Below are 21358 nucleotides of genomic sequence, written 5' to 3' on the forward strand. Positions count from 1 at the left end.
ATTGGGTTTACAATTATTTAACCTGCATCAAATAGGCAAAAAGGTCACTAACTTCCTCATCAGAAAGGGGTTCCAATATCCGCTCTGGCATATAGGTCGTTTGCTGTACTTCCATGGCCGCAATTCTTTCCTGAGACAAAACGGTAGATTTACCCCTAGCGGTGGTTCAATGGTAACCGTTCCTCCACTCTGTGATTTTAGCCTTCCTTCTAGAATACGTCCATCCGTTGTCACAATTCGTTGCACTTCATACCCTTCTCTGATGTCTGCATTTGGATCAACAATATGCAAAAGCAGGTAATCTGGGTTGGATCGATCATAGCCGGTAAGCTCCGGACCGGATACCCCACCCTCTCCATTCAATTGGTGACAGGAACCACAATTACTTAAAAAGAGTGTTCGCCCCTTCTTTACATTCTGCTCACCTTTACCAATTAACTTTCCGTAGGCATTGATTCTTTTGGTCTTTTCTTCCGAAGTCAACAACTTACTGCTCGGCCATATTCTGTCAGCTCTTTCGTTGATTTCCTCATCTTGGAGCAACCTGAATCGCCTGGCAAGGTGATACTCTACGTCATCTGGGCTTATGGTTTTGGGCTGTTCGATTTCATTGAAAAAGTCCATCGCCCATTCCTTTCTACTGGCAAACAAAGAAATGGCAGCTTCCCTCACATAGACATTGTCCCTGAATCCCGGGTATGCCTTTGACAGTTGTTCTCCAATTTCCTTTTGGTTGTAGGATTGCAATGCATGTAGCGCGGTTTGCTTTATAACGGCAGAAGATTGGCCATTTTTAATCAGGTTTAATAGGTCAGGAACCACTTCATCCTGATTGATTTCTCCCAAGACCTGAATATAGGACAACCTTAATCCGATTTCCGCATTAGGATCATTGATGATCTTCAATGCTTCTGCCAAGGCTTTTTCTTCCCTGCGCCTTAGGGCTAAGGTAAGCGGAGAATCGCCCAATTCCTTGTTGTTTTTCTCTAATATTTTCAGCAAATTATCTGGAAGGGTTACCATCTCTCTTCCCAACAAACCTTCCTGAAGTCCTTCAATCAGTATCTTAACATGTTTAGGTGAAGGTGCTTCTTCCAATAATTGGGTAGCCATGGTAAAGTTTTCCTCACCACCTTCCATAATGTACCGCTGCATTAACCGACCTAGCAGTACCTTTTCCATAATTGGATGTTGCCATATTTTATCATCCGCCATCATGGCCAAAACACCTTCTCTATCCGAGGTTGCTTTTTCTTCCAATGCCCACCAGGTCAACAATGGAATATCAGGGTCCTCGCTATCCTCATGGTTGTTCAGCAAGTTTTCTATAAGTGAAAAAGTTTGGGTTGAAGGCAGTCTTTTGGCCGAGGCCATCAGTTGGGACCTCACCTCTGGATGCGTCTCCTTTTCAGCAAGTTTTTGAAGTTCCTGGAACATGGCCGGGCTAAGGGATTGCTTGTCGCCAAGCAGCCTTACCGTCCACATCCTTACAAAAGGGTCCTTGTGATTCAATCCCATTTTGCCGATTTCATCGTTTATGCCCGCTGTAAGGTTTATGGCCCAAAGGGCTTCCAATACTTCTTGTTCATTTCCTGTCTGTAGCAATTTGACCAATAGCGGAAGACTACTTGGATCTTTCCGGTCGCCAAACTGTCTCAAGGCTTCCTGACAGAACCATTTGTTTTCATGGGAAAGCAATTGCACCAACTTTTCGTTAGAATAGCTGCTTATATCAAAGGATTGCATGGGCTTGTCCTCATTTTTAGGCCCTAGTCTGTAGATTCTTCCACTTGTTTTGTGCCAGGTATCTCTTGGATCCACATGGGACAACCTGCTATCGTACCAGTCAGCAATGTAAATACCTCCATCAGGCCCCAATTTGATATCCACAGGCCTAAACCATTTGTCCGTGGTGGACAAAACGATTTCCTTGTCAACATTCCCAAAAGAGGAACCCTTTTCAGTAAATGCAGTCAGTTGAATAAAATTATGCAAGGGATTGATCGCAAACATCAGATCATTGTAATGGGCCGGCAAAGCCGCTCCCTCATATTTGATCAATGAATGGGTAAATCTTTTCTTCTCTCCTTCCAAAGGCATATTGGGCAGGTAGCCAAAAGCATAAGGGTTGGTTAAAGGTCCATGTTTGCCCCAGCTTTTGATATAGTAGGCGCCTTGTTTGTAATATGGACCTCTGTCATAGCCATTGGTTCCTGAAAATATCCTGCCTTTCCGATCAAATTCCACATTAAAGGCATTGTTTCCTCCTCCTTCGGAGAAAAGCTCAAAAACATAGGTCTCCGGATGGTAACGCCAGATTGCTTGGCCAAGGAAAGCTACGTTTTTAGAAACTTTTGAGTTGATATTAGCGGTAGTCGTACTTCCTTGAGCGCCATAAAGCCAACCATCAGGCCCCCATCTCAAGCTATTAGCTACTGCATGGGTGTCTTCCAAACCAAAACCTTCCAAATGTACTTCAGGATCGCCTTCGGGTAATCCATCTTCATTCTCATCCGCATAGGCCAATAAAAAAGGAGGACTAAGCACCCATATTTTCTTTCTTCCCAGAGCTACTCCTGTGGTAATATTCAAACCCGAGATGGCATCTGTGCTTTTATCGTATTTGCCATCCCCATCTGTATCTTCAAAAAAGGTAATCCTATCTGCTCCTTTTGCTCCTGCCGGTGGGGGATCCAATTTTTTGTCAAACTTTACACGGGTATGGTTGTCAATGGCCGTAATTTTCAAACCTTTGGGGTAAGGGTATTGCTGGTATTGCACCACCCACATTCTACCCTTATGATCAAAACTAACCTGTATGGGCTGCACAATTTCAGGTTCTGAAAGCACCAGTTCCAAAGACAAATCTTCCGGAATAGTGAAATCCTTTAGCACATCTTCAGGAGCCGTAGGGGTTGCAAGGCTATCGGTCAACACACCTCTTCCCTTGTAATTTTCCATAAAATTGGCCACGTCTTCATTGGCCGCAAGGTCCTTGATTCCGACTTCAGACTCTTTCTTACAGGCGAAAATAAGCAGGGGCAGCAAAAACCAAATGGATCCCCTTAAATGTTTTAGATGCATAGTAGATTAAAATTGTACCACATGAGTCAATGGACCTGCATGTGCTATTGTTATATTTTATAATTGTATTGAACCAGAGATTTGCTATTGCTTTTCTAATACCAATTGCATTCACGGCCCTAAAAGAACCGGGATATTCTAACCTAATCTGGAGTGAAATAAACAGCAATTAATTTAATCATATTTATACAAAAGACCTACAATAGACGCTTTTAGATCGGTTTAGGCATGCCTAAATTTGATAAACGGTCTGGACTAAAACCTTAGCCAAAATTCAGGTTTCCACACAGCTTTTATGTCATGAAGGCATCAATTTTTTATGGGTTTGACGCCGATGTGAAAATAAGCTTGGGTTAATCATCATTGCTATAAGAAAAATGCCCGTTACATTTTGGTTTTCGCACCTTACAAATGCATTTTCTCAGGTTACATCTCTATTTTTTCCCCTTGCAATTGCGTTTTAGCTGCTTACATCTCTGTTTTTTCCACATACAATTGCGTTTTTCCCACTTACATTTCCATTTTAGCAGCTTACATTTCCGTTTTAGCAGCTTACAATTGCATTTTATCCAATTACATTTTCATTTTAGAGGATTCCAATAATATTATATAAATACAAATTTGCATTTTTACAACCAACCTATATCGCTCACTAGGAGTAGATTGCATTTACTCCTTATTATCTTTAGCGTAATAATAATTCGTTTATAATGCCTGGGCGAAGTTAAATATTGTAGAAAAAAGAGATTTTACTTTACCAGTCGCAGAAATAGTTTACAGTAGTAGTTTAGTTAATTATTTAAACACTCTTACTTAAATTCAGTCCAACAGCAATAAGTTTTAGTGTCAAATAAAATACTGGCATTACCTAAAAACACAATATATGCTTAATCAAAGATAAAAATTTACTTTTATTTGTTTATATTTAATAAAATAGTTACAACTATCATTTTTTTTTCAATTTAACTGCTGTTTAATTAATGTTTTATATAAACCCATATTAATAGGAAAAAATGGTTGAAAAATTCAAAGAAATTAATGGCGGATTTTGGCGCAGTAGCTTTTATGCTGGTGGCCGGCTGGCAGTTTGGAATAGTTAGTACAGAAGCACCTTTTTCGGAAAAGGAAGTGGCTTTGGAGAAGGCGATTGCTGGGAGTGGGACAGGAGGTACTTGTTATAATACAATTACTACTCAAGAAGGAAGCCAAATTCTATATTGCGGAACCTGTTCTTGGGTAATGGATAGTACAAATTCATGGGTGTCGAGTACAAGTACTTGTTCAAGTTAATTAGTAGGGGGCGTTTTTTGAAATTGACGCCCCCTTTTTCTTTCATAATAAATTCCATAATACATGTTTATAAATTATCTATCAAAGTCATTAAATGCTATACTTTTTTCATTAATAGTCACATTTATTCTTATGGGTTGTGAGAATGATTCATTTGAACATCCCAACTACATGGCTTTTAACAATGTAGAGTATGTGACTGAATTTCCTGAGACCTTTTCGCTCCAAAACAAGTCAATTCCAAACATCGATATAATTGGGATGAGAAATTTTGCCATTTATGATAGTATATTGATTCTTAACACAACTAAGCCAAATGGGCTTTGGTCATTTTACTCCTTGTTAAATTATCAGAAGTATGGTGACCATCTCAAAAGAGGAGAAGGGCCTTTAGAGTTTATGCAGGGGCCAAGTGCTTCTTCAAATTCCAAAATAACCAATGAAGGAGACCAGTTAGTTGCATTTCTGTATGATTTCCAAAAAGGAAGGCTATTAAAGCTTAATATTACAAAATCTATTGAGACCAATAATCAGCAGCTTTCAATTTTAAATGATGATTTACCTCCATTCTTATTTAATTTCACATTTATTGACAGTTCAAGATATTTAATTAAAAAAATTGAGAATTCAAATAGGCAACAAATACGTTCTTTTATAAAAGATGGTCATGAATCCGAAATAAGCATTCTTAAAAAGCTTAATCAGGCATCTATTGTGCAGGGAGAAGATTATAATATTTTGTCAACCATAACGAAATATAATAATAAAAATAATGTATTTTTAGAAATGCCAATAGGATTGAATTATTTAAATATCTATTCCTTAGACAGCACTATTGCCAAAACTATATGTATTGGGGAAAAATTATATGACATTGAAGAGATTCAAAAACAAAGCCCAGAAGAAAGAATATATACTTTTGCAAATTCACGAATTTATGACGATTTTCTTGGTGTAGTTTTTATTAATGAAGGAAAAAGAATTACCAAACCAATAGAACAAAACTACCGTCAATATTACTGTTTGACTGGAATGGACATCCTTTGGCGGAATTGAAGCTTGAAAACCATATTACAAGTTTTGATATTGATTTTATTAATCAAGAACTTTACACCTTTGATGTACACTCGGATGAGTTTTTCAAATATGACATAAAGGACATTTTGACAACGTTAAAATTGGCGAATTAGACCTTTCAAATATCTAAATGGAGTGAGGATTTTAGGAGTAGATGCCATCTATTCCTTATTATCAAAAGACATGTATTTCCGGAAGACCATATGCTAATTGAAAAAACCTTGTTCAACCCACTCCGGGGTTGAGGATTTGATCGAGTATTCACCGTCCATGGGTTGCCACCCATGGCTATTGTTGTTGAAGCCCTTTAGGCTTCTTTGGTTTCGGTATAATGGACTATTGGAAAACCTAAATCGTTAAATCAATTATCTCACAAATCCCAGGTCTGAAGGACCTGAACAATAATAACCGTGAGTGGCAACTCACGGAAAAGCTGTTACCTACCTTTCCCACAACCCCGGATGGGGTTGAACAGTGCCGCGAAAAACAAGTTCACTTTCGCTATAAGCCTAGTCGTAGATTGATTCTACTTCTAGGATTGGTTTAATAATTAATGTGGTAAAAGTTTTTAACAAATACCATTTTCAAAGCCTGGTCGCAGTTTAACCTAAATGCTTAGCCAAGGGAATCATGTCTTCATCTAACATCAATACCTTGCCTATTCCTCAACAAGTACATTGATAGTTTTACTCTTTTCGGAGAATACCTCACCACCTGAATTGGTTGTTAATGCTATCATATAGCTAAATTGTAAGGTAACCGGCTTTCCAACCATCTCCTGAGTGGGCTGAAAGGAAAACTTTTCACTGAAGGGAGTTTCGATAAAATCATCGATTTCATTGTCTACCAGTTTGTACTCCTCGATTGCGTCACCATAAGACAATTTTACAGTAAGCGATGTGAACTTGGTATCCTCTCCCGTTAGCAATATGTCATATACTATTTCCTGACCAATTATTGCTTTCTGTGTTTCCTCTCCGGGAAGAATCGTTAAATCTGGTTTTTCTAGAAAGTTAGGTTCAAAATCCTCTCCACAGCCAATCATTAAAATTAATAGGGAATAGGTAAGGTACTTGAAAAAAGATTAGGTAGTTTTTTCATGGAAATTAAAATTTTAATTTATAACTAATGGAAGGCAAAATAGGCATCAGGGTAAATTGTTCAAAACCATTGCTATTGGCATTCAAATAAATAAAATAGGGGTTTTTTCTGTTCATTACATTGTATACAGAAACATTCCATTCACGTAAGAACCCATTTTTCCACCTTTTTTTATTTGAATAAGCCAGATCTATTCGGTGGTAGATTGGCATTCTTAGCGCATTAATATTTTCTGTAACCAACGTTTCCTGAAAAAATACAGGAAAGGGAGTATTCAAGTCATAATTGTTAGCAATATCAGCTCCAGCTACATTGCTGAAATAGGCATTTGTTATAAGAAAATTGCTTTTATTGGTTAGGGTAAAAGGTTGACCAGATTGAATGGTCCCAATTAATGATAGGGATGATCGGGAAGATATTTTGTAGTTGCCTTCCAGGTTAAAGGAATGTGGCCGGTCAAAGATAAATGGAAATTTTTCACCATTATTGATCAGGTCAAATTTTCGGAATGACCTGCTAAAGGTATAATTGGCTGAAACCAGCAACCGCTCAAAACGCCTGTCCCCTCCAATCTCCAGGCCATATGCACTTCCCTCTCCCCCACCCAATATTGACTCTTCCCATTCGGTGGTTGCTATGGACAAACCATTGTTTCTGTTGACCTCAATTAAATTCTCTAGCCTTCTATAGAACAAACCGCCACTTGCTGACCAATTTTTATGGTTCTTTGTCACTGAAAAAGAAACAGTATGGCTTTCTACCGGAGCCAACTTCCTGGTGGCAGGAATCCAAATATCCGGTTCCAGAGAGGTGCCGGAAGAATTAAGCGAGTGCACCGGCTGAAAAGATTTGCTGTAGTCCAATTCCATTCCTATATCCTCTCGGACTTGATAGGTTAACATTATTCGAGGCTGAAGTGAAAAAAATTGTTGTCATCAATAGCGTAAACCCCAAATCTCAGTCCGGGCCTAAAATGAAGATTTCTTTTTTTATTGTGAATGGAGGCCTGCGCATAACCAAAGGCCTCAAAGGCATTTAAATTTACATTTTCTTGCCTTTCTGTTGCTCCAAATCCAGATTGATCCAGTTGATACCTGTAAGTATCTACTGGCATAAATTCATGAAAAATTAATTGACCACCCACATCCACTTGGACATTCTTCTTTAGGTAATATTCCAATTCTGATTTGAAAAGGTAATCTTTTACAGCCACTCCATAATTATTGATATTTCTCATATCGGTACTCTCTTCTCTTGTAGAATGGTCCTCTTGGGAATAATCATAATTATAACTTGAAAGCGCTACCGATGTGTTCAAATGAAGTTTATTTCCAATAACCTTCCCCCATCTTAGATTGGCAAATAAATTACCCCAGGAGTTGGTTCGGTTGAAGGAAAAATTTGCAGGTTGGTCTCCGGAAAAATAATCTCTGTCCAGCTTTTCCCAAATCCTATCCCTTCCCTGATAAAAGGAAAAATAAAGGTTGCTTTTATCACTAAATTGATGATTTAGTTTTACAGTCAAATCATGAAACTTCAAGCCATATCTTTCCTCAGGTTTGTTGATTAAATATAAAGAACCAAGAACTAGATCAACATTGGACTTACGAAAAGACACCAAAAAGGAGGATTTCCCCTTTTTAATAGGCCCTTCGAGAGAAAACTTACTGAACAATGGCCCGATCACAAATTCCCCATGATAGGCGTTCATATCCCCTTGCTTGAGATGGACATCCAGTACCGAAGAGGCTCTTCCTCCAAATCTGGCAGGAAAACCACCTTTATAAAAAGTGAGTTTACTTATCGCAAAAGGATCAAAAATAGATACAAACCCACCAAAATGTCCACCGTTGTATACGGGGATGCCATCCATTACCACGAGGTTCTGGTCAGGATTGCCACCACGCACAGAAAATCCTGTAGATCCCTCCAATGTTTGTTGAACCCCCGGTTGATTTTTTATTATATCCAAAATATCAATCTCAGGTTTTAAGGTTGGTAAGGAAAGTTCGGAGGGATCATTTATAGTGATCGCAGATCCTGATTTTATTGCTACCAAGCGTTCTGCCTGCACCACAACTTCATTTAGGTTTAGAGGAATTAATTCCACCGAAAGCATTTTTTTTGTGTCGGCTGTAGAGTATTCCAGAACAAACATTTCATAACCTAAATGACTTATTCGGAGAACTCCTGCGGAATCGTCAGGCAAAGACAACTGAAAATAACCGAAATCATTGGTAAAGGTTCCGGTTTCGGATTCAGTATCATATATAGTTGCTCCTATCAATACCTCTCCACTTTCGGCATCTTTGACTTTTCCCTTTAGTGTAGTATTTTGAGCCAATAAACTGATACTCATTAGGCAAAGAAAACCTGTAATAGCAGCTTTAAATACACTCATAGCCGGACAGATTGCAGGTTACAGAAAGATCGGTAGGGTTGTAGCCGGCAAAAACGCCTTCAGCCCCCTCAATATTGGAATAAACAGGTTGCAGCTCTTTAAAAATATCAGGGAAAAATAGCATGGGGGCGTCAAATTCAGAAGTATGAGACAAGACATCTAGGTGTTGAAGTAGAGATTTTTTATACCTAAAATACTGTTCGGACACGGAGGATAGTCGAAAAATAAATCTATTAGAAAAAGGATTAGCTTTAACGCTATCAAAATTTAAGATCATGGGAAGCTTGTCTCCTTTGTTGTTTTGGAAAAGGAAATAAGGCAGGTAATTTGAGGGCAAATTTTCGATTAATGTCGCTGTATCATCGTTTCGACAGTACTGTATATTAAAGTTTGACGCATCATTCTCCTCTACCTGCAAAAGCATGGATTCATAATATTTAACCTCAATCAATGAATCAGGCATCGTCAACACAAACCTGGAAAATGGTCCGGTAATATTATCCAACTGAACAAAGCCAGCCGGGAATTTTAAATAAACATCATAGGAAGGAGCCGGTGAAGGAATGTTAGTTGTGGCCTTTATCAATTTTCCATCAGGAAGAAGTACATTTAGGTGATAAGTAGTATTGGACTTGAGTTCGGCATCTCCTTCAAAGTAATCTACCGAAAACTGTAAAGAATCGATTCTTTCCTCACCTTCCCAATTCCAAGTAATCCAAACCCTAAGTTTGGACGGATCAGATATTGTTTCCATTTTTCCCAAATCACCAACTTTATGAATATAAAGTGATGCTGGAACACCTGGCCTGATCAGCCCATTGACACTGTATTGCTCCTCAAAATCCTCTGATCCGTCCAAAGTATATTCTGTAATGCAACTGGAAAATAAAAGGCAACATACTGTATAAAAAACAATCCTCATTCAAAAACAATTAATCTCAAATAAATTCACGGGGAGTTAGGGTATAAAATCAATAAACATAAATTAAGATCATTTCCCCTTGCTTAGGCTGTAACTATTAATTCAATAAAAATAACTAAATTTTTATTGATATAAAAATTTAGTTATTCGAATGATTTCCGCCTTTTTTTGCCACTAGGAGTAGATGGCATCTATTCCTTAATTTTCAAAAGAAAAGAACATCTGGAAGACCATCTGTTGCTTAAAAGAATTGATAAAACCCTGTTCAACCCTCTGATAGGATGAACTTTAAGGTTCAAAATATTTGAAAAAATAATGCGCCACTTTGTATTTAACCTAAAGTTTTCTGCTCATTTACAAACCAGCATTATTGATCAATTCGATGATCTGTTCCTTGGTCAAATTTTCGAGCTGACTCTTATCGTAGATGTGCAACAAATAAACTTCCCTGTCATCGGTTACAATAAAGGTGATCACTCTGGCCCCTCCAGACTTTCCTCTATTTTTTGAAGATATCTTCATCCGAATCTTATAAAGATTATGTCCAAGACGGATTCCGGATGCAGGATTTTCGACCAGGGTCTCAATCAGTTGTTGTAAGTCGGTTTTTAGGGAAGGATACCTTTTGGCCAGTTTTTTAACCAGCTTTTTAAATTCAGGCGTAGGGATTACCTTATAACTCATTGAGGAAGTCTTCGGTCGATTGCTTGGGTAGTTTTCCTTCCTTCATTAGTTTTACTTGTATCAGGCTATTTTGCAGTTCTTCCAATGCTTTTTCTTCGTCATCTTCCACCTTCACATAATCCAGGGTTTTGATGAACTCCAGGAAAACTTCGAATTTATTGTCTGCGATATTGATCGTAAGCTGCTTCATTTTTTAATAATCCGTTGGCTTTATCTCTACCCATAACCTAAACTAGTATTGATAAACGAGCATGTAAATAATAATGTTATCCAACGAAAATAGTTAAAAAACACTAGAATCGAAAATAGAAATTCAATAGTCATCCATTTAAGAACATCCCTAATGTTAATTCCAACCAATAAGTGGGTGGTACAGGACTAAATTACAATAGGATTGAACCATAAACCAAAATAACTATTTGATATCATGCCCTCACTCTATGCTAGGAGTAGATTGCATCTACCTCTGGACTTGATTCAAACTTTAACCAGGAAAACCTGGTACCAGCTATTCTGTTGCATTGACCACGGGCGATACCCGTGGCTACAAAGGTTTCGCCCTTCTAGGGCTCTCGCCAAAAATCAAACCAAAAATATATGCATCTACTCCTTATTGTCAATAGAAAAGAACATCCGGAAGACCATCTGTTGCTTTAAATGATTAAACGAACCCTGTTCAACCCAACTTGGGGTTGAGGAATTCCTGGGCTGGACACCGTCCATGGGTTGCCACCCATGGCTATTGTTGTTGAAGCCATTTAGGCTTCTTTGGTTTCGTGATAATGGACCATTCGAAAGAACTAAATTGTTAACTTCAATCACTACTAAAACCTCAGGTCTGAAAGACCTGAACAATAATAACCGTGAGTGGCAACTCACGGAAAAGCACTTACCTACCTTTTCCTCAACCCCGAATGGGGTTGAACAGTGATACGAAAAACAAGTTCGCTTTGGCCCACAACTACACTAGGAATTGATTGTATCTACTTTTCCAATTTCAAATAGTGCCGAATATTTGAGTGTAGTTGCAAACTCAGTCCAGGTCAATAAATTGTACACCACTAGGAGTAGATTGCATCTACTCCTTATTATCGAAAGACAAATATTTCCGTAAGAAGGCCTATTAATGAACCCTCCGGGGAAAAAGATTAACTTGATTCTTCTCAGAATAATATTATAAAATATTTTACCTTCCGTTTCCAACCTTTTGCCGGGTTTCTGACTCTTTTATACATACGGACGAAAAATGAGTATACCAAAGCCAGATGCGACACTGATAAAAAAGATCAACCAAAATGATCGAAATGCTCAATTTCAGTTGTTTGAAATGACCAAAGGCATGTTGTACTCAACTTGCTTTAGAATAATCGGTGATGAGGAAGAGGCGCATGACATCTTACAAGAGGTATATGTAGAAGTTTTTCAAAACATTAGGAAACTTAAAAACCCTGAGGCCTTAATCTCATGGATGAAGACCATAGCCGTACGCAAGGCAATACACCATAGCAAAAAGAAAATCTATTTTGAACCGGTAGAAAATCAGGAAATGGAGACCACCGAAGCATTCGATTCCTGGTTTGATGCAGAAATACTGGATCAAGCCATACTAAGTCTTCCTTCTGGGGCCAAGGCTGTTTTTCTACTCACGACAGTGGAAGGCTATTCGCATAAGGAAGCTGCAAAACTACTAAATATCACAGTGAGCACTTCAAAATCTCAGTTGCACTATGCCAAATCATTACTTAAAAGTAGAATCACTAAGCTCCTTAAGGCATGAAGACACACAACCCCAACCCAGAGCTTTGGAATAAGATTTTAGAAAGGAAAACCTTCGACAAACAGCTGGAAGAAAATAGTCGAAAACTTCCCATCAGGGAGCCTAATACTGAGATCTGGGGACGACAGATTGAAAAAAGGCTTGAGGAACCGAAAAGGCTGGTAATCTGGTATTATTTAGGCGCTGCGGTCATTGCCATGTTCATGCTTTTTTCAGGAATTGCTTATTTCTTCCCCGCTAAGGTGGATGAAAAAACACCTTTGCTTACAGAAAAAACAGCGTCCACTGCTCCCGAAGATTCAGCTGCAAGGAAATCTATAAATCCGCTGTCCAAGACCAGTGAAAAAATAACAACGAATGAACTTCCTCCTTCAAAGGTAGCCATTTCTTCCACTTTGAAACGTGAGAAAATAGTACCCATAGAGGCAGAACCAATTGTATTGAGCCCATTCCAAATAAAAAAGAACACACCATTGCCAAAGCAAGTATCTACCGGCCTATGGCAGACAATATAAAAACTTACCATGAAGTGAAAATCACTTGGGAAGCAGAAAAACCAAAATCAAGCGGTTCTCCTTTTGGAAGAAAAGAAAAAATACAAGTAGAAAACGTCAATTACCCGACGGCAACAATTCAAGTTAAGTTCAATAAATCAAAAAACTAATATTCTAAATTCTCACGTTATGAAAAGATCAATTCAATTGTCTTTAATGGCATTGCTATGCGCAATCCAATTTGAAATTCTTGCTCAGGAGGTAGAAAACCAATTGCCCAAAAACACCCAAGACTGGATGGACGAAGATTGGCCGATTACTGATTCTTTGGCTTTTGAATTACCAAACCAAGGTAAACTCTTGATATTATTCAATGCCGAGGAGCACAATCCGGAGGATTTGACATTAAAATTCAAACCCATTCTAAAAAAGGCAACTGATTTCCCGGAATTTAAAACCATTACCTACAGGTTGGCTGAAGCATTCCCTCAGACCAGTCTGGACAGGGTGCTTCTCAACATTGAAAAAAATTATGTCCCTTATGCAGACCGACTAGAGTTAACCTTTCCTGTAGGGCTAGATTATACGGGAGGCTATTTTACCCCCGAAATTGGGTTTAGGAGTAAAATATCCTGGAGAAAATTCGATATTGGAGCTTCGATTACCAATTCCGTTTTTTTCCCCGAAAAGATTGAAAACAAAGTATCGGTCAATCACAATTGGTTTTTGAATGCCGAATTCAGTTGGGAACTATTCAACCCTAAATCCAATAATAAAAACATGATAGGGGTTGGCTATCTATTGAATGAAGAGAAAAGCCAGCTTTTTGACCAAACCACCATCAAAGCTTTCTACAGAAGGCAAGTCAGCCAGGTCATTTCCATACAAGTAGGATTAGTGGGGACGAACAATTTGAACACCTTCTATCCTACAATTGGTGTTCGGTTTTGGTGAAAAATAATCAGATCCCCTCCTAAATTTATAATAGGAGGGATATTTCTTCGAATGTATAAATCTAATAACTAAACAAAAAACTACAAACAATTAACCAACCCATACTACAGTCACTTATAAGAAAGCGCCCTAAATGATTTGTTTAAAACCGGAGAAAAGTCTTTCAAATCTTTGAGTTTTAACCTCCCTAAGTTGAAGGTGAGAACTACAACGAAATCCACTAATTTGAAATAATTTCATCATGTAATAATAGATCTATTACCCAATTTGGTTTACACAAACAGGTAATTTTCGACGCGTAGAAAAACAGCATCCTATCTTTAGACCTACCTTTAAATATGACCATTAAAATAAGATAAAATGATATCGAAAACATTACTTCCCTCATTCTTAATGAATATTAATTAAATGACAATAATTTGAATCAGGCATAGTTTATTTTTATCCATCCAACTCTAAAAAACGCGGTTTTAAAGGCATTGAGATAAATTTTAAGTTATATTTTTTTTAAGAGAAAAAATTTTTAATATGCAATAATGAAAAAGACAATAAAAAGGTAAAAATAAACGTTAAACCTGTCTTTTTCAATGTTAAATGCATTATATACAATATAATATTTGTTTTTTATATCAATAATTACTCTAAACAAAACATTTAACCGTTCTTTCAAATAAATATTTAACCGTTCATCACCAAACTATTTGCCAATGAAATAAATAAAATTGCCCAAAACCCAAATATAAGTAAGGATTCCCATTTGAATCTAAAACAATTAACAATAATCCATTATGAAAAGAAAACTACTCATGCGACTAGTGGTGAAACCGATATCATCACTAGCGACTTTATCGTTCTGCTTGTTTTCAGGGAGCTTAATGGCTCAGCAAACAAGTTTGGACAACAACTTAAAAAACATCGAACAAAACGCATTATCGACTGCCTCTATTTCCAAAGTAGGTAAAACGAAAATAGCAGACTTGTTTGATGTTACGATATCAGGTACCGTATTAGACAACAATGGCCAGCCGATTCCTGGTGCCACTGTCTCTGTTCCGGGAACCTCCATAGGCACCGCAACCGATCTAGACGGTAAATACACCCTCACCGTACCGGACAATTCATCTATTGTTATTTCATTTATTGGTTTTGAAAGCCAAACTGTAGAAGTTGGCAATCAATCTACCATAGATGTAACGCTTACCATGAGTACCCAAGCCTTGGATGAAGTGGTTGTTATTGGTTATGGTACGCAAAAGAAGAAAGACCTTACCGGAGCTGTAATCAACGTGCAGGCCGAAGAGGTAATGAAATACAAACCTACCTCAGTTTCTGAAATCTTAAGAACAACAGTACCGGGTTTGAGTGTGGGTTACTCTACTAGTGCAAAAAATATTCCTAGTTTCAATGTGCGAGGAGACGCTTCAATTAAAGCCGATTTGGATGGAGATGGTGACAAGGAAGAAGAAAGAGCGGCTAACCAACCACTTATTGTATTAGATGGAGTAATTTTCCGTGGCGACCTTGCAGAGATCAATCCAAACACCATTGAAAGTGTGGATGTTTTGAAAGATGCAAGTGCGGCCGCCGTATATGGTTCCCAAGCAACCAATGGCGTTGTTATTTTCACTACCAAAAGAGGTGAATATGGCAAACCACAAATTTCTTTTAGTTCTAGAATTGGACTGGTAACCGGAGCAAGAAGACAGCAAACCCATAAAGGAGGAGATGACGTATTGAATTGGTTGACAGATATGAATGAGTCGATTACCAATACCATTACCGAGCCTTGGACCAGGTTTAGGGATTATTACAGCATTGATGCCCAATACCAAGATGATTGGTTGGCAGCTAATGGTATCCCCGGTGAGACAGACCCAAATGCAATCAATCTTGCTAGGGTAAATAATTTTGGTTTTTGGAAAATGAAATTGAGAATTACCAGAATGGTGTTTCTTACGATTGGCAAGACTTCTTGTTTCACACAGGCGTCAGACAAGATTATGATGTAAGTGTTTCCGGAAGAAATGAAAGGGTGTCTTATTTTTACTCTTTGGGGTATAGCAACAGAGAGTCCGTTCAAATAGGTGAATCATTTGAAACCATCACTTCCCGATTGAATTTGGATGTCAACTTGGCAGAGTTTTTCACCATTGGAGCAAACGCTTCTTTTACTTACCAAAATGAAGGACAAGAACCAGTAGAAAGTGGTAGTTACAGGGTATACTCACCATATGATCAGCCTTGGAAAAATGGCCTGCCTAGAACAAGAGAAAACTTGAATGATCAGGCAGCTGGGTCTAACATTAGTAATCCTTATCAAACCCCTCTTGGAATACAAGAAGTTATTCTAGGTTTATGATCAATCCTACTTTGTATGCTTCAGTTAACTTACCGGGAAACTTTACTTTAAGAACAGATTACACTCCTCGATTTGATGTATATAAAAGATTTGATTTGGATGAAAAAGGAAACCCTCAAGAAGCTGTAGATAAAGCAGAAAGAAGGTACAATGATTACTTTTCTTGGCAGTCCAACACCACCTTAAACTGGAACAAGTCTTTTGGGGAACACAGGATCAACTTTACAGGCTTGTATAATGCAGAAAGGAACCAAAGATGGGAAACAAGAGCAATGACGAATAATTTCTCACCAACATCTGCACTTGGTTATCACGCAGTACAACTTGGTCTTAATCCAACCATGTCTTCATATGACGAAACAAATTCCAGAACTGGTTTAATGGGTAGGGTTAATTATGCCTATAGTGACAAATACAACTTCTCTGCATCCATCAGAAGGGACGGTTACTCTAGATTTGGTTTGCAAAATATCTATGGTAATTTCCCTTCAGTATCTGCCGCATGGACCATCAGTAATGAAGATTTTATGCAGAGCAGAACACTTAACTACTTGAAATTAAGGTTAAGTTATGGTGTGAATGGCAACAGTAGTGGATTGGAAGATTACAATGCTTATGCAAGATTAAGTAATGGTGTGTTTTTGAATTATGATGGTGGATATATTCCTACCCCATATACAGAAATCACTCGAATAGCTAACCCTATGCTTTCTTGGGAGAGAACCGGTTCTTTTAACGTAGGTATAGATTTTGGTCTTTTCAATGATAGATTAAGCGGTTCATTTGATGCGTATCAATCAGAAACAAGAGATTTGTTATTGGATCAAAAATTACCAGAATTGACCGGCTTTGGTTCAGTTAAAACAAATGTAGGGAATTTACAAAACAGAGGCTTTGATTTGGGATTAAATTCCATCAATGTATCCACTGCCAATTTTGTTTGGACTACTGCATTTAACGTTACCTATCGAGTGAATAAAATCACAACTTTAGGAAATGCACCAACGGAGACTACCGATAGTGAAGGAAATACGGTAATGAAAGAAGCCGACGATTTGCAAAACGGATGGTTTATCGGTGAAAATAAAGATATCATTTGGGATTGGGAACTAGATGGAGTTTACCAATTGGGAGAAGAAGCAGAGGCAGCTCAGTATGGCCTTTTCCCCGGAGACTTCAGGTTTGTTGATCAGGATGGTGATGGTGACATCGATATTGATGACAAGGTATTCCTTGGCCTAACCAACAACCCTTGGTACATCACCCTAAGAAATGACATGGAGTACAAGGGTTTTGATTTAGGTGTAATATTCCTTGCCAGACTAGGATATAAAGGAGGAACCTCTGAACCTTTTAACAATTCCCAACAATACATCAAAAACCACAACTGGTATGACATCCCTTATTGGACTCCAATTAACGGACAAAATGACTTTGCCCGAATCAATTCCATAAATTTAGGTGGTGGTAGTGCTTGGTTGAGTAAATCCTATGTAAGGCTTCAAAATATTTCCGTGGGCTATAGCTTGCCTCAAAATATTTTGGAAAAAGTGAAAGCTAATAGGGTAAGACTAGCAGTTAACATTGAAAACGTAGCAGTTTTCACGCCTTGGATTAAGGAGTTAGGTGATCCTGAATCTGCCAGAGAAATGCCAAGAACTTATTCATTTAGTTTGGATGTAACTTTCTAAAACTAAGTACACTTATAGTTTTAGAAACACAATTTTAAAAAAGAAAGAAATGAAAAAGATAAATATATTAAAAGGAATAATTCTTCCTGTATTCTTGATATTTTCGTTCTCATGTAACGAAGACTTCTTGGATGAAAAACCTCTATCATTCCTAAGTCCTGAAAACACATTTGTTGACGCTTCAGGTTTACAAACAGCATTGGACGCTGCTTATCGTGGGGTTTTTACACAATGGAATGGAGACACAAGGGAACTAATGTTCAACAGCAATATGAGTGATGCCTCAGTGGTATCTGCCACAGATAAGCCGGATGCATTTGTAGATTTACGTGTATACGCTACGCCTACCAACAGTAGAAACAATGATGCCGGTAGAGCAAGGTCATTTTATGCAGACAATTATGATCATATCAAGAAAGCAAATACAGTAATTGATTATATAGATATTCCTGAGTGGGAAGGTGGTGCAAATGATCCTGAAAGAAATCATTTATTAGGTTCAGCCTATTTCCTTAGGGCATTCTTTTATATGCAATTGACCATGGATTTTGGAAATGTTGCTTTTCCATTAAATGTAGTATCCGAAGCAAGAAGAGATTTTAAAGCCTTTAATATGCAGGGGATATGGGACCAAATGATTGTGGATTTGGAATATGCAGTACAGCATGTGAAACCAAAAAGTCAATTACCTGTGGGACAAGCGCCTAAAGATGCAGTACGTATCCTTTTGGCTAAATACTATATGCTCAACTTACGTTTTGCCGATGCAGAACAATTAATGGATGATGTTATCAATGGCGGTGAATCACAACTTTTCACAGACGACATGATTCCATCTGATGTTTCGGAAGTAGAAGTGGCCAATACAGTCAACCCAAATACAGGAAATCCTTTACCAGGTAGAAGTGGCTATGCTCCTGCAGATGCTGTCAATTATTTACACATGGACAAGGGAGCACAAAAAACCAGTAATCCTGAAGGGATTTGGTTGGTTGTCAATGAGCCTTTTGTATTGGGTACACAAGGAAGGTCGGCAAGAATCAGGGCCTGGGGTCCAAACTTTGTGAGTACAAATCTTGGAGTTTGGGAACCCGGTACCACCAGAACAGGAACTGATGTGCAGCAATCTACCAGTGATGAAAGAGGTCGTATGATGAAAAAATGGGGAAGAGGTCAAGGATTTGCCAGACCTACCAATTATTCACAATATGATATCTGGAATTTCAAAGGCAAAATTGACGAACAAGATTACCGTCACAAGGACCTCAACTGGTTTGAAATGGAGGACGTTTTGTACGACAACCCTTCTCTATTAGAAGATGGAAGCGAATATTACCTAGAACCACTTCGACTTTATGATGACAATGGGAACCTAACTTGCCAAGATACCATCAGGTGTTGGTATGGTTACCCAAGATATAAGTTTTACTCTGTAAACCAACAAGATAGACCTGATCGTCAAGATGGAGGTAAAATGGACATGTACATCATGAGAATCGCTGAAGCTTATTTGGTAAGGGCTGAAGCACGTTTATGGCAAGACGATTTTGCCGGAGCAACTGAAGACATCAACACCATTCGCCAAAGAGCCAATGCAATCGACATGTATACGGTTGCTGATGTTCAGACAGACGGAATTGGTGCTGTACTGGATGAAAGAAACAGGGAATTGTTTGGTGAAGAATACCGTCACGATGAGTTGGTTCGTATTTCAGTTATTTTCGCCAAGAGTGGTAAAATGGCCTACAATGGCAAGACCTACTCTATCTCAGGTTCGGATATAGAAAAATCCATTTCAGCAGATAGTTTCTACTATGACAGAATGATGGAAAAAAACACTTTCTTCAGAGACGAAGTGCCGTGGGCTACTTATAACACAACGAAATACACCATGGACCCTATGCATGTGTACTGGCCTGTTTATCAGCCATACCTTGTAGGTAATGTGGATGCAACCTTAAACCAAACTACCGGTTACAATGGTGCAGAAGAAAATATTGAACCATTGGTTCATGTGGTGCAACCTGCAGGAGCTCCCAATGAGGACCCTATGAGAGCCATTGGTGAATAAAAGTTACCTTTAATCAATTAATTCCCCTGATGTCATCATTTCATCAGGGAATTTATTAATTTAAAGGGTCGATATAGTTATAACTTCAATAATTAACCAAAAATTAATATGAATAAGGAATCATCAAGAAGATCCTTTATTAAGAAATCAGCCGTAGCCGGTTCAGCTGCTCTTATAGCACCTACCATTGTACCATCCAGTGTATTTGGAGCCAATGATAGAATCAATGCAGCAGTTTTAGGATTAAATGGTCGAGGTAAAAGCCACATCCAAGGCTTTATGTCACAAAAAAATGTTCAAATCAAGACGTTTTGTGATCCTGACATGAATATTCTTAAGGAACGTCAAAAAGCTTTAAAGAAAAATACAATGCAGATGTAGTTCTTGAACAGGATCTGCGCAGGGTAATGGATGACAAAGACATTGATGTTATCAGTATTGCCTCCCCAAATCACTGGCATGCACTGACTACTATCTGGGCTTGTCAAGCAGGGAAAGATGTATATGTGGAGAAACCCGGGTCTCATAATATTTGGGAAGGTAGAAAAATGGTAGAAGCAGCCCATAAATACGATCGTATCGTACAACATGGTGTGCAACTTCGAAGTTCTCCTGCAGTTCAGGAAGCCATTCAACTGATCCGTGATGGCTATATTGGCAATGTTTACATGGCCAGGGGTCTAGTTTTTAGATGGAGACCGAGCATTGGTGACAAAGGATTTTCTCCTGTACCAGAAGGATTGGATTATGATTTATGGACAGGACCGGCTCCAAAAACTCCATTTACAGAAAACCTTGTGCACTACAACTGGCACTGGAATTTTGATTATGGCAATGGAGATGTTGGTAACCAAGGAATCCACGAAACGGATCTGTGTATGTGGGGATTGGATGTAGGACTACCTACTAAAATCACTTCCATGGGAGGGAAATTCCTATGGGATGATGCCAAAACAGTACCGGAAGTATTGACATCTGTGTACAAATATCCTGATGAGAACAAAATCATTCAGTTTGAAGTAAGACCATGGTGTACCAATGCTGAAGATGGAGCTACTGTAGGTAATATTTTCTATGGTGACAAAGGTTATTTGGTAGTTGATGGATACGATAAATACCAAACATTCCTTGGAAAAGACAGAACACCTGGAAAATCAGGCAGCGATGGCGGAAAATCAGGTTCAGAAATGGATCGTGGAGCCGGTGGAACTGACGGTCACTTTGCTAATTTTATTGAGGCAGTTCGTAAGCATGATGCTTCCATCCTAAACGGCCCTGTAGAAACAGCTCACCTGTCTTCAGGGTTGGCTCACTTAGGAAATATAGCTTACCAATTGGATCGTGTATTGACGTTCAATCCAAAATCTGAGACTTTTGTCAATGATCCGGAAGCAGATGCCATGCTTACACGTAATTACAGACCAGGTTTTGAAGTTCCAGACAAGGTTTAAAC

General features: G+C 38.4%; 17 protein-coding genes and 1 pseudogene. 11 read left to right on the top strand and 7 right to left on the bottom strand.

The features are described 5' to 3' along the window. Positions 1-27 precede the first annotated feature (27 nt). Positions 28-3084: a PVC-type heme-binding CxxCH protein gene (locus WG932_RS10940; protein ID WP_483087947.1), complete on the bottom strand. Its 3057-nt coding sequence runs from the start codon at positions 3082-3084 to the stop codon at positions 28-30. A 1017-nt stretch (positions 3085-4101) separates the two neighbouring features. Between WG932_RS10940 and WG932_RS10945 the strand changes: the two genes are divergently transcribed. Together WG932_RS10945 and WG932_RS10950 are read left to right on the top strand one after the other, a co-directional pair. Beyond that, positions 4102-4374: a hypothetical protein gene (locus tag WG932_RS10945; protein WP_483087948.1), complete on the top strand. Its 273-nt coding sequence runs from the start codon at positions 4102-4104 to the stop codon at positions 4372-4374. Between the two features lie 132 nt (positions 4375-4506). Then, a complete protein-coding gene (locus tag WG932_RS10950) occupies positions 4507-5430 on the top strand; it encodes a hypothetical protein (protein WP_483087949.1) in 924 nt (307 codons plus the stop codon). A gap of 679 nt (positions 5431-6109) precedes the next feature. On the opposite strand, the gene WG932_RS10955 is transcribed toward WG932_RS10950, so the two are convergent. From WG932_RS10955 to WG932_RS10980, 6 genes are all read right to left on the bottom strand, one after another. Next, positions 6110-6496, bottom strand: a complete 387-nt coding sequence (locus WG932_RS10955; RefSeq protein ID WP_483087950.1) for a hypothetical protein — start codon at positions 6494-6496, stop codon at positions 6110-6112. A 61-nt stretch (positions 6497-6557) separates the two neighbouring features. Next, the gene (locus WG932_RS10960) at positions 6558-7454 is read right to left on the bottom strand and encodes a TonB-dependent receptor domain-containing protein (RefSeq protein ID WP_483087951.1); all 897 of its coding nucleotides are present in this window, start codon (positions 7452-7454) and stop codon (positions 6558-6560) included. Next, entirely contained in the window at positions 7454-8953 is a 1500-nt protein-coding gene (locus WG932_RS10965) for a TonB-dependent receptor (protein ID WP_483087952.1), read from the bottom strand. The genes WG932_RS10960 and WG932_RS10965 overlap by 1 nt, the downstream gene beginning before the upstream one ends. Then, positions 8940-9875: a DUF4249 domain-containing protein gene (locus WG932_RS10970; protein ID WP_483087953.1), complete on the bottom strand. Its 936-nt coding sequence runs from the start codon at positions 9873-9875 to the stop codon at positions 8940-8942. Before WG932_RS10970 ends, WG932_RS10965 begins: the two co-directional genes overlap by 14 nt. A 354-nt stretch (positions 9876-10229) precedes the next feature. Next, positions 10230-10559 carry a type II toxin-antitoxin system RelE/ParE family toxin gene (locus tag WG932_RS10975; RefSeq protein WP_483087954.1) on the bottom strand — a complete coding sequence of 110 codons (330 nt, stop codon included), beginning with the start codon at positions 10557-10559 and terminating at the stop codon, positions 10230-10232. Next, a complete protein-coding gene (locus tag WG932_RS10980) occupies positions 10549-10749 on the bottom strand; it encodes a hypothetical protein (protein WP_483087955.1) in 201 nt (66 codons plus the stop codon). The genes WG932_RS10975 and WG932_RS10980 overlap by 11 nt, the downstream gene beginning before the upstream one ends. Positions 10750-11805: 1056 nt before the next feature. Here WG932_RS10980 and WG932_RS10985 point away from each other — a divergent pair. From WG932_RS10985 to WG932_RS11025, 9 genes and pseudogenes are all read left to right on the top strand, one after another. Beyond that, complete coding sequence (locus WG932_RS10985; RefSeq protein ID WP_149393530.1) at positions 11806-12336, top strand: RNA polymerase sigma factor; 531 nt, start codon at positions 11806-11808, stop codon at positions 12334-12336. After that, entirely contained in the window at positions 12333-12851 is a 519-nt protein-coding gene (locus WG932_RS10990; protein WP_483087956.1) for a hypothetical protein, read from the top strand. Before WG932_RS10985 ends, WG932_RS10990 begins: the two co-directional genes overlap by 4 nt. Further along, positions 12836-13000: a hypothetical protein gene (locus WG932_RS10995; RefSeq protein ID WP_483087957.1), complete on the top strand. Its 165-nt coding sequence runs from the start codon at positions 12836-12838 to the stop codon at positions 12998-13000. The genes WG932_RS10990 and WG932_RS10995 overlap by 16 nt, the downstream gene beginning before the upstream one ends. A 19-nt stretch (positions 13001-13019) precedes the next feature. Then, the gene (locus WG932_RS11000) at positions 13020-13784 is read left to right on the top strand and encodes a hypothetical protein (RefSeq protein ID WP_149393528.1); all 765 of its coding nucleotides are present in this window, start codon (positions 13020-13022) and stop codon (positions 13782-13784) included. Positions 13785-14572: 788 nt separating this feature from the next. Continuing rightward, positions 14573-15793 carry a carboxypeptidase-like regulatory domain-containing protein gene (locus WG932_RS11005; RefSeq protein WP_483087958.1) on the top strand — a complete coding sequence of 407 codons (1221 nt, stop codon included), beginning with the start codon at positions 14573-14575 and terminating at the stop codon, positions 15791-15793. Then, positions 15757-16143: a hypothetical protein gene (locus WG932_RS11010; protein ID WP_483087959.1), complete on the top strand. Its 387-nt coding sequence runs from the start codon at positions 15757-15759 to the stop codon at positions 16141-16143. The genes WG932_RS11005 and WG932_RS11010 overlap by 37 nt, the downstream gene beginning before the upstream one ends. Then, entirely contained in the window at positions 16140-17834 is a 1695-nt protein-coding gene (locus tag WG932_RS11015) for a TonB-dependent receptor domain-containing protein (protein WP_483087960.1), read from the top strand. Before WG932_RS11010 ends, WG932_RS11015 begins: the two co-directional genes overlap by 4 nt. Before the next feature lie 49 nt (positions 17835-17883). Then, on the top strand, positions 17884-19905 hold the full coding sequence (locus WG932_RS11020) for a RagB/SusD family nutrient uptake outer membrane protein (RefSeq protein ID WP_483087961.1): 2022 nt from the start codon (positions 17884-17886) through the stop codon (positions 19903-19905). Between the two features lie 108 nt (positions 19906-20013). Continuing rightward, positions 20014-21356 (top strand): annotated as a pseudogene (locus WG932_RS11025) (Gfo/Idh/MocA family protein). The last annotated feature ends 2 nt before the right edge of the window (positions 21357-21358 follow it).

This window comes from Cyclobacterium sp. SOCE241 (assembly GCF_056867545.1).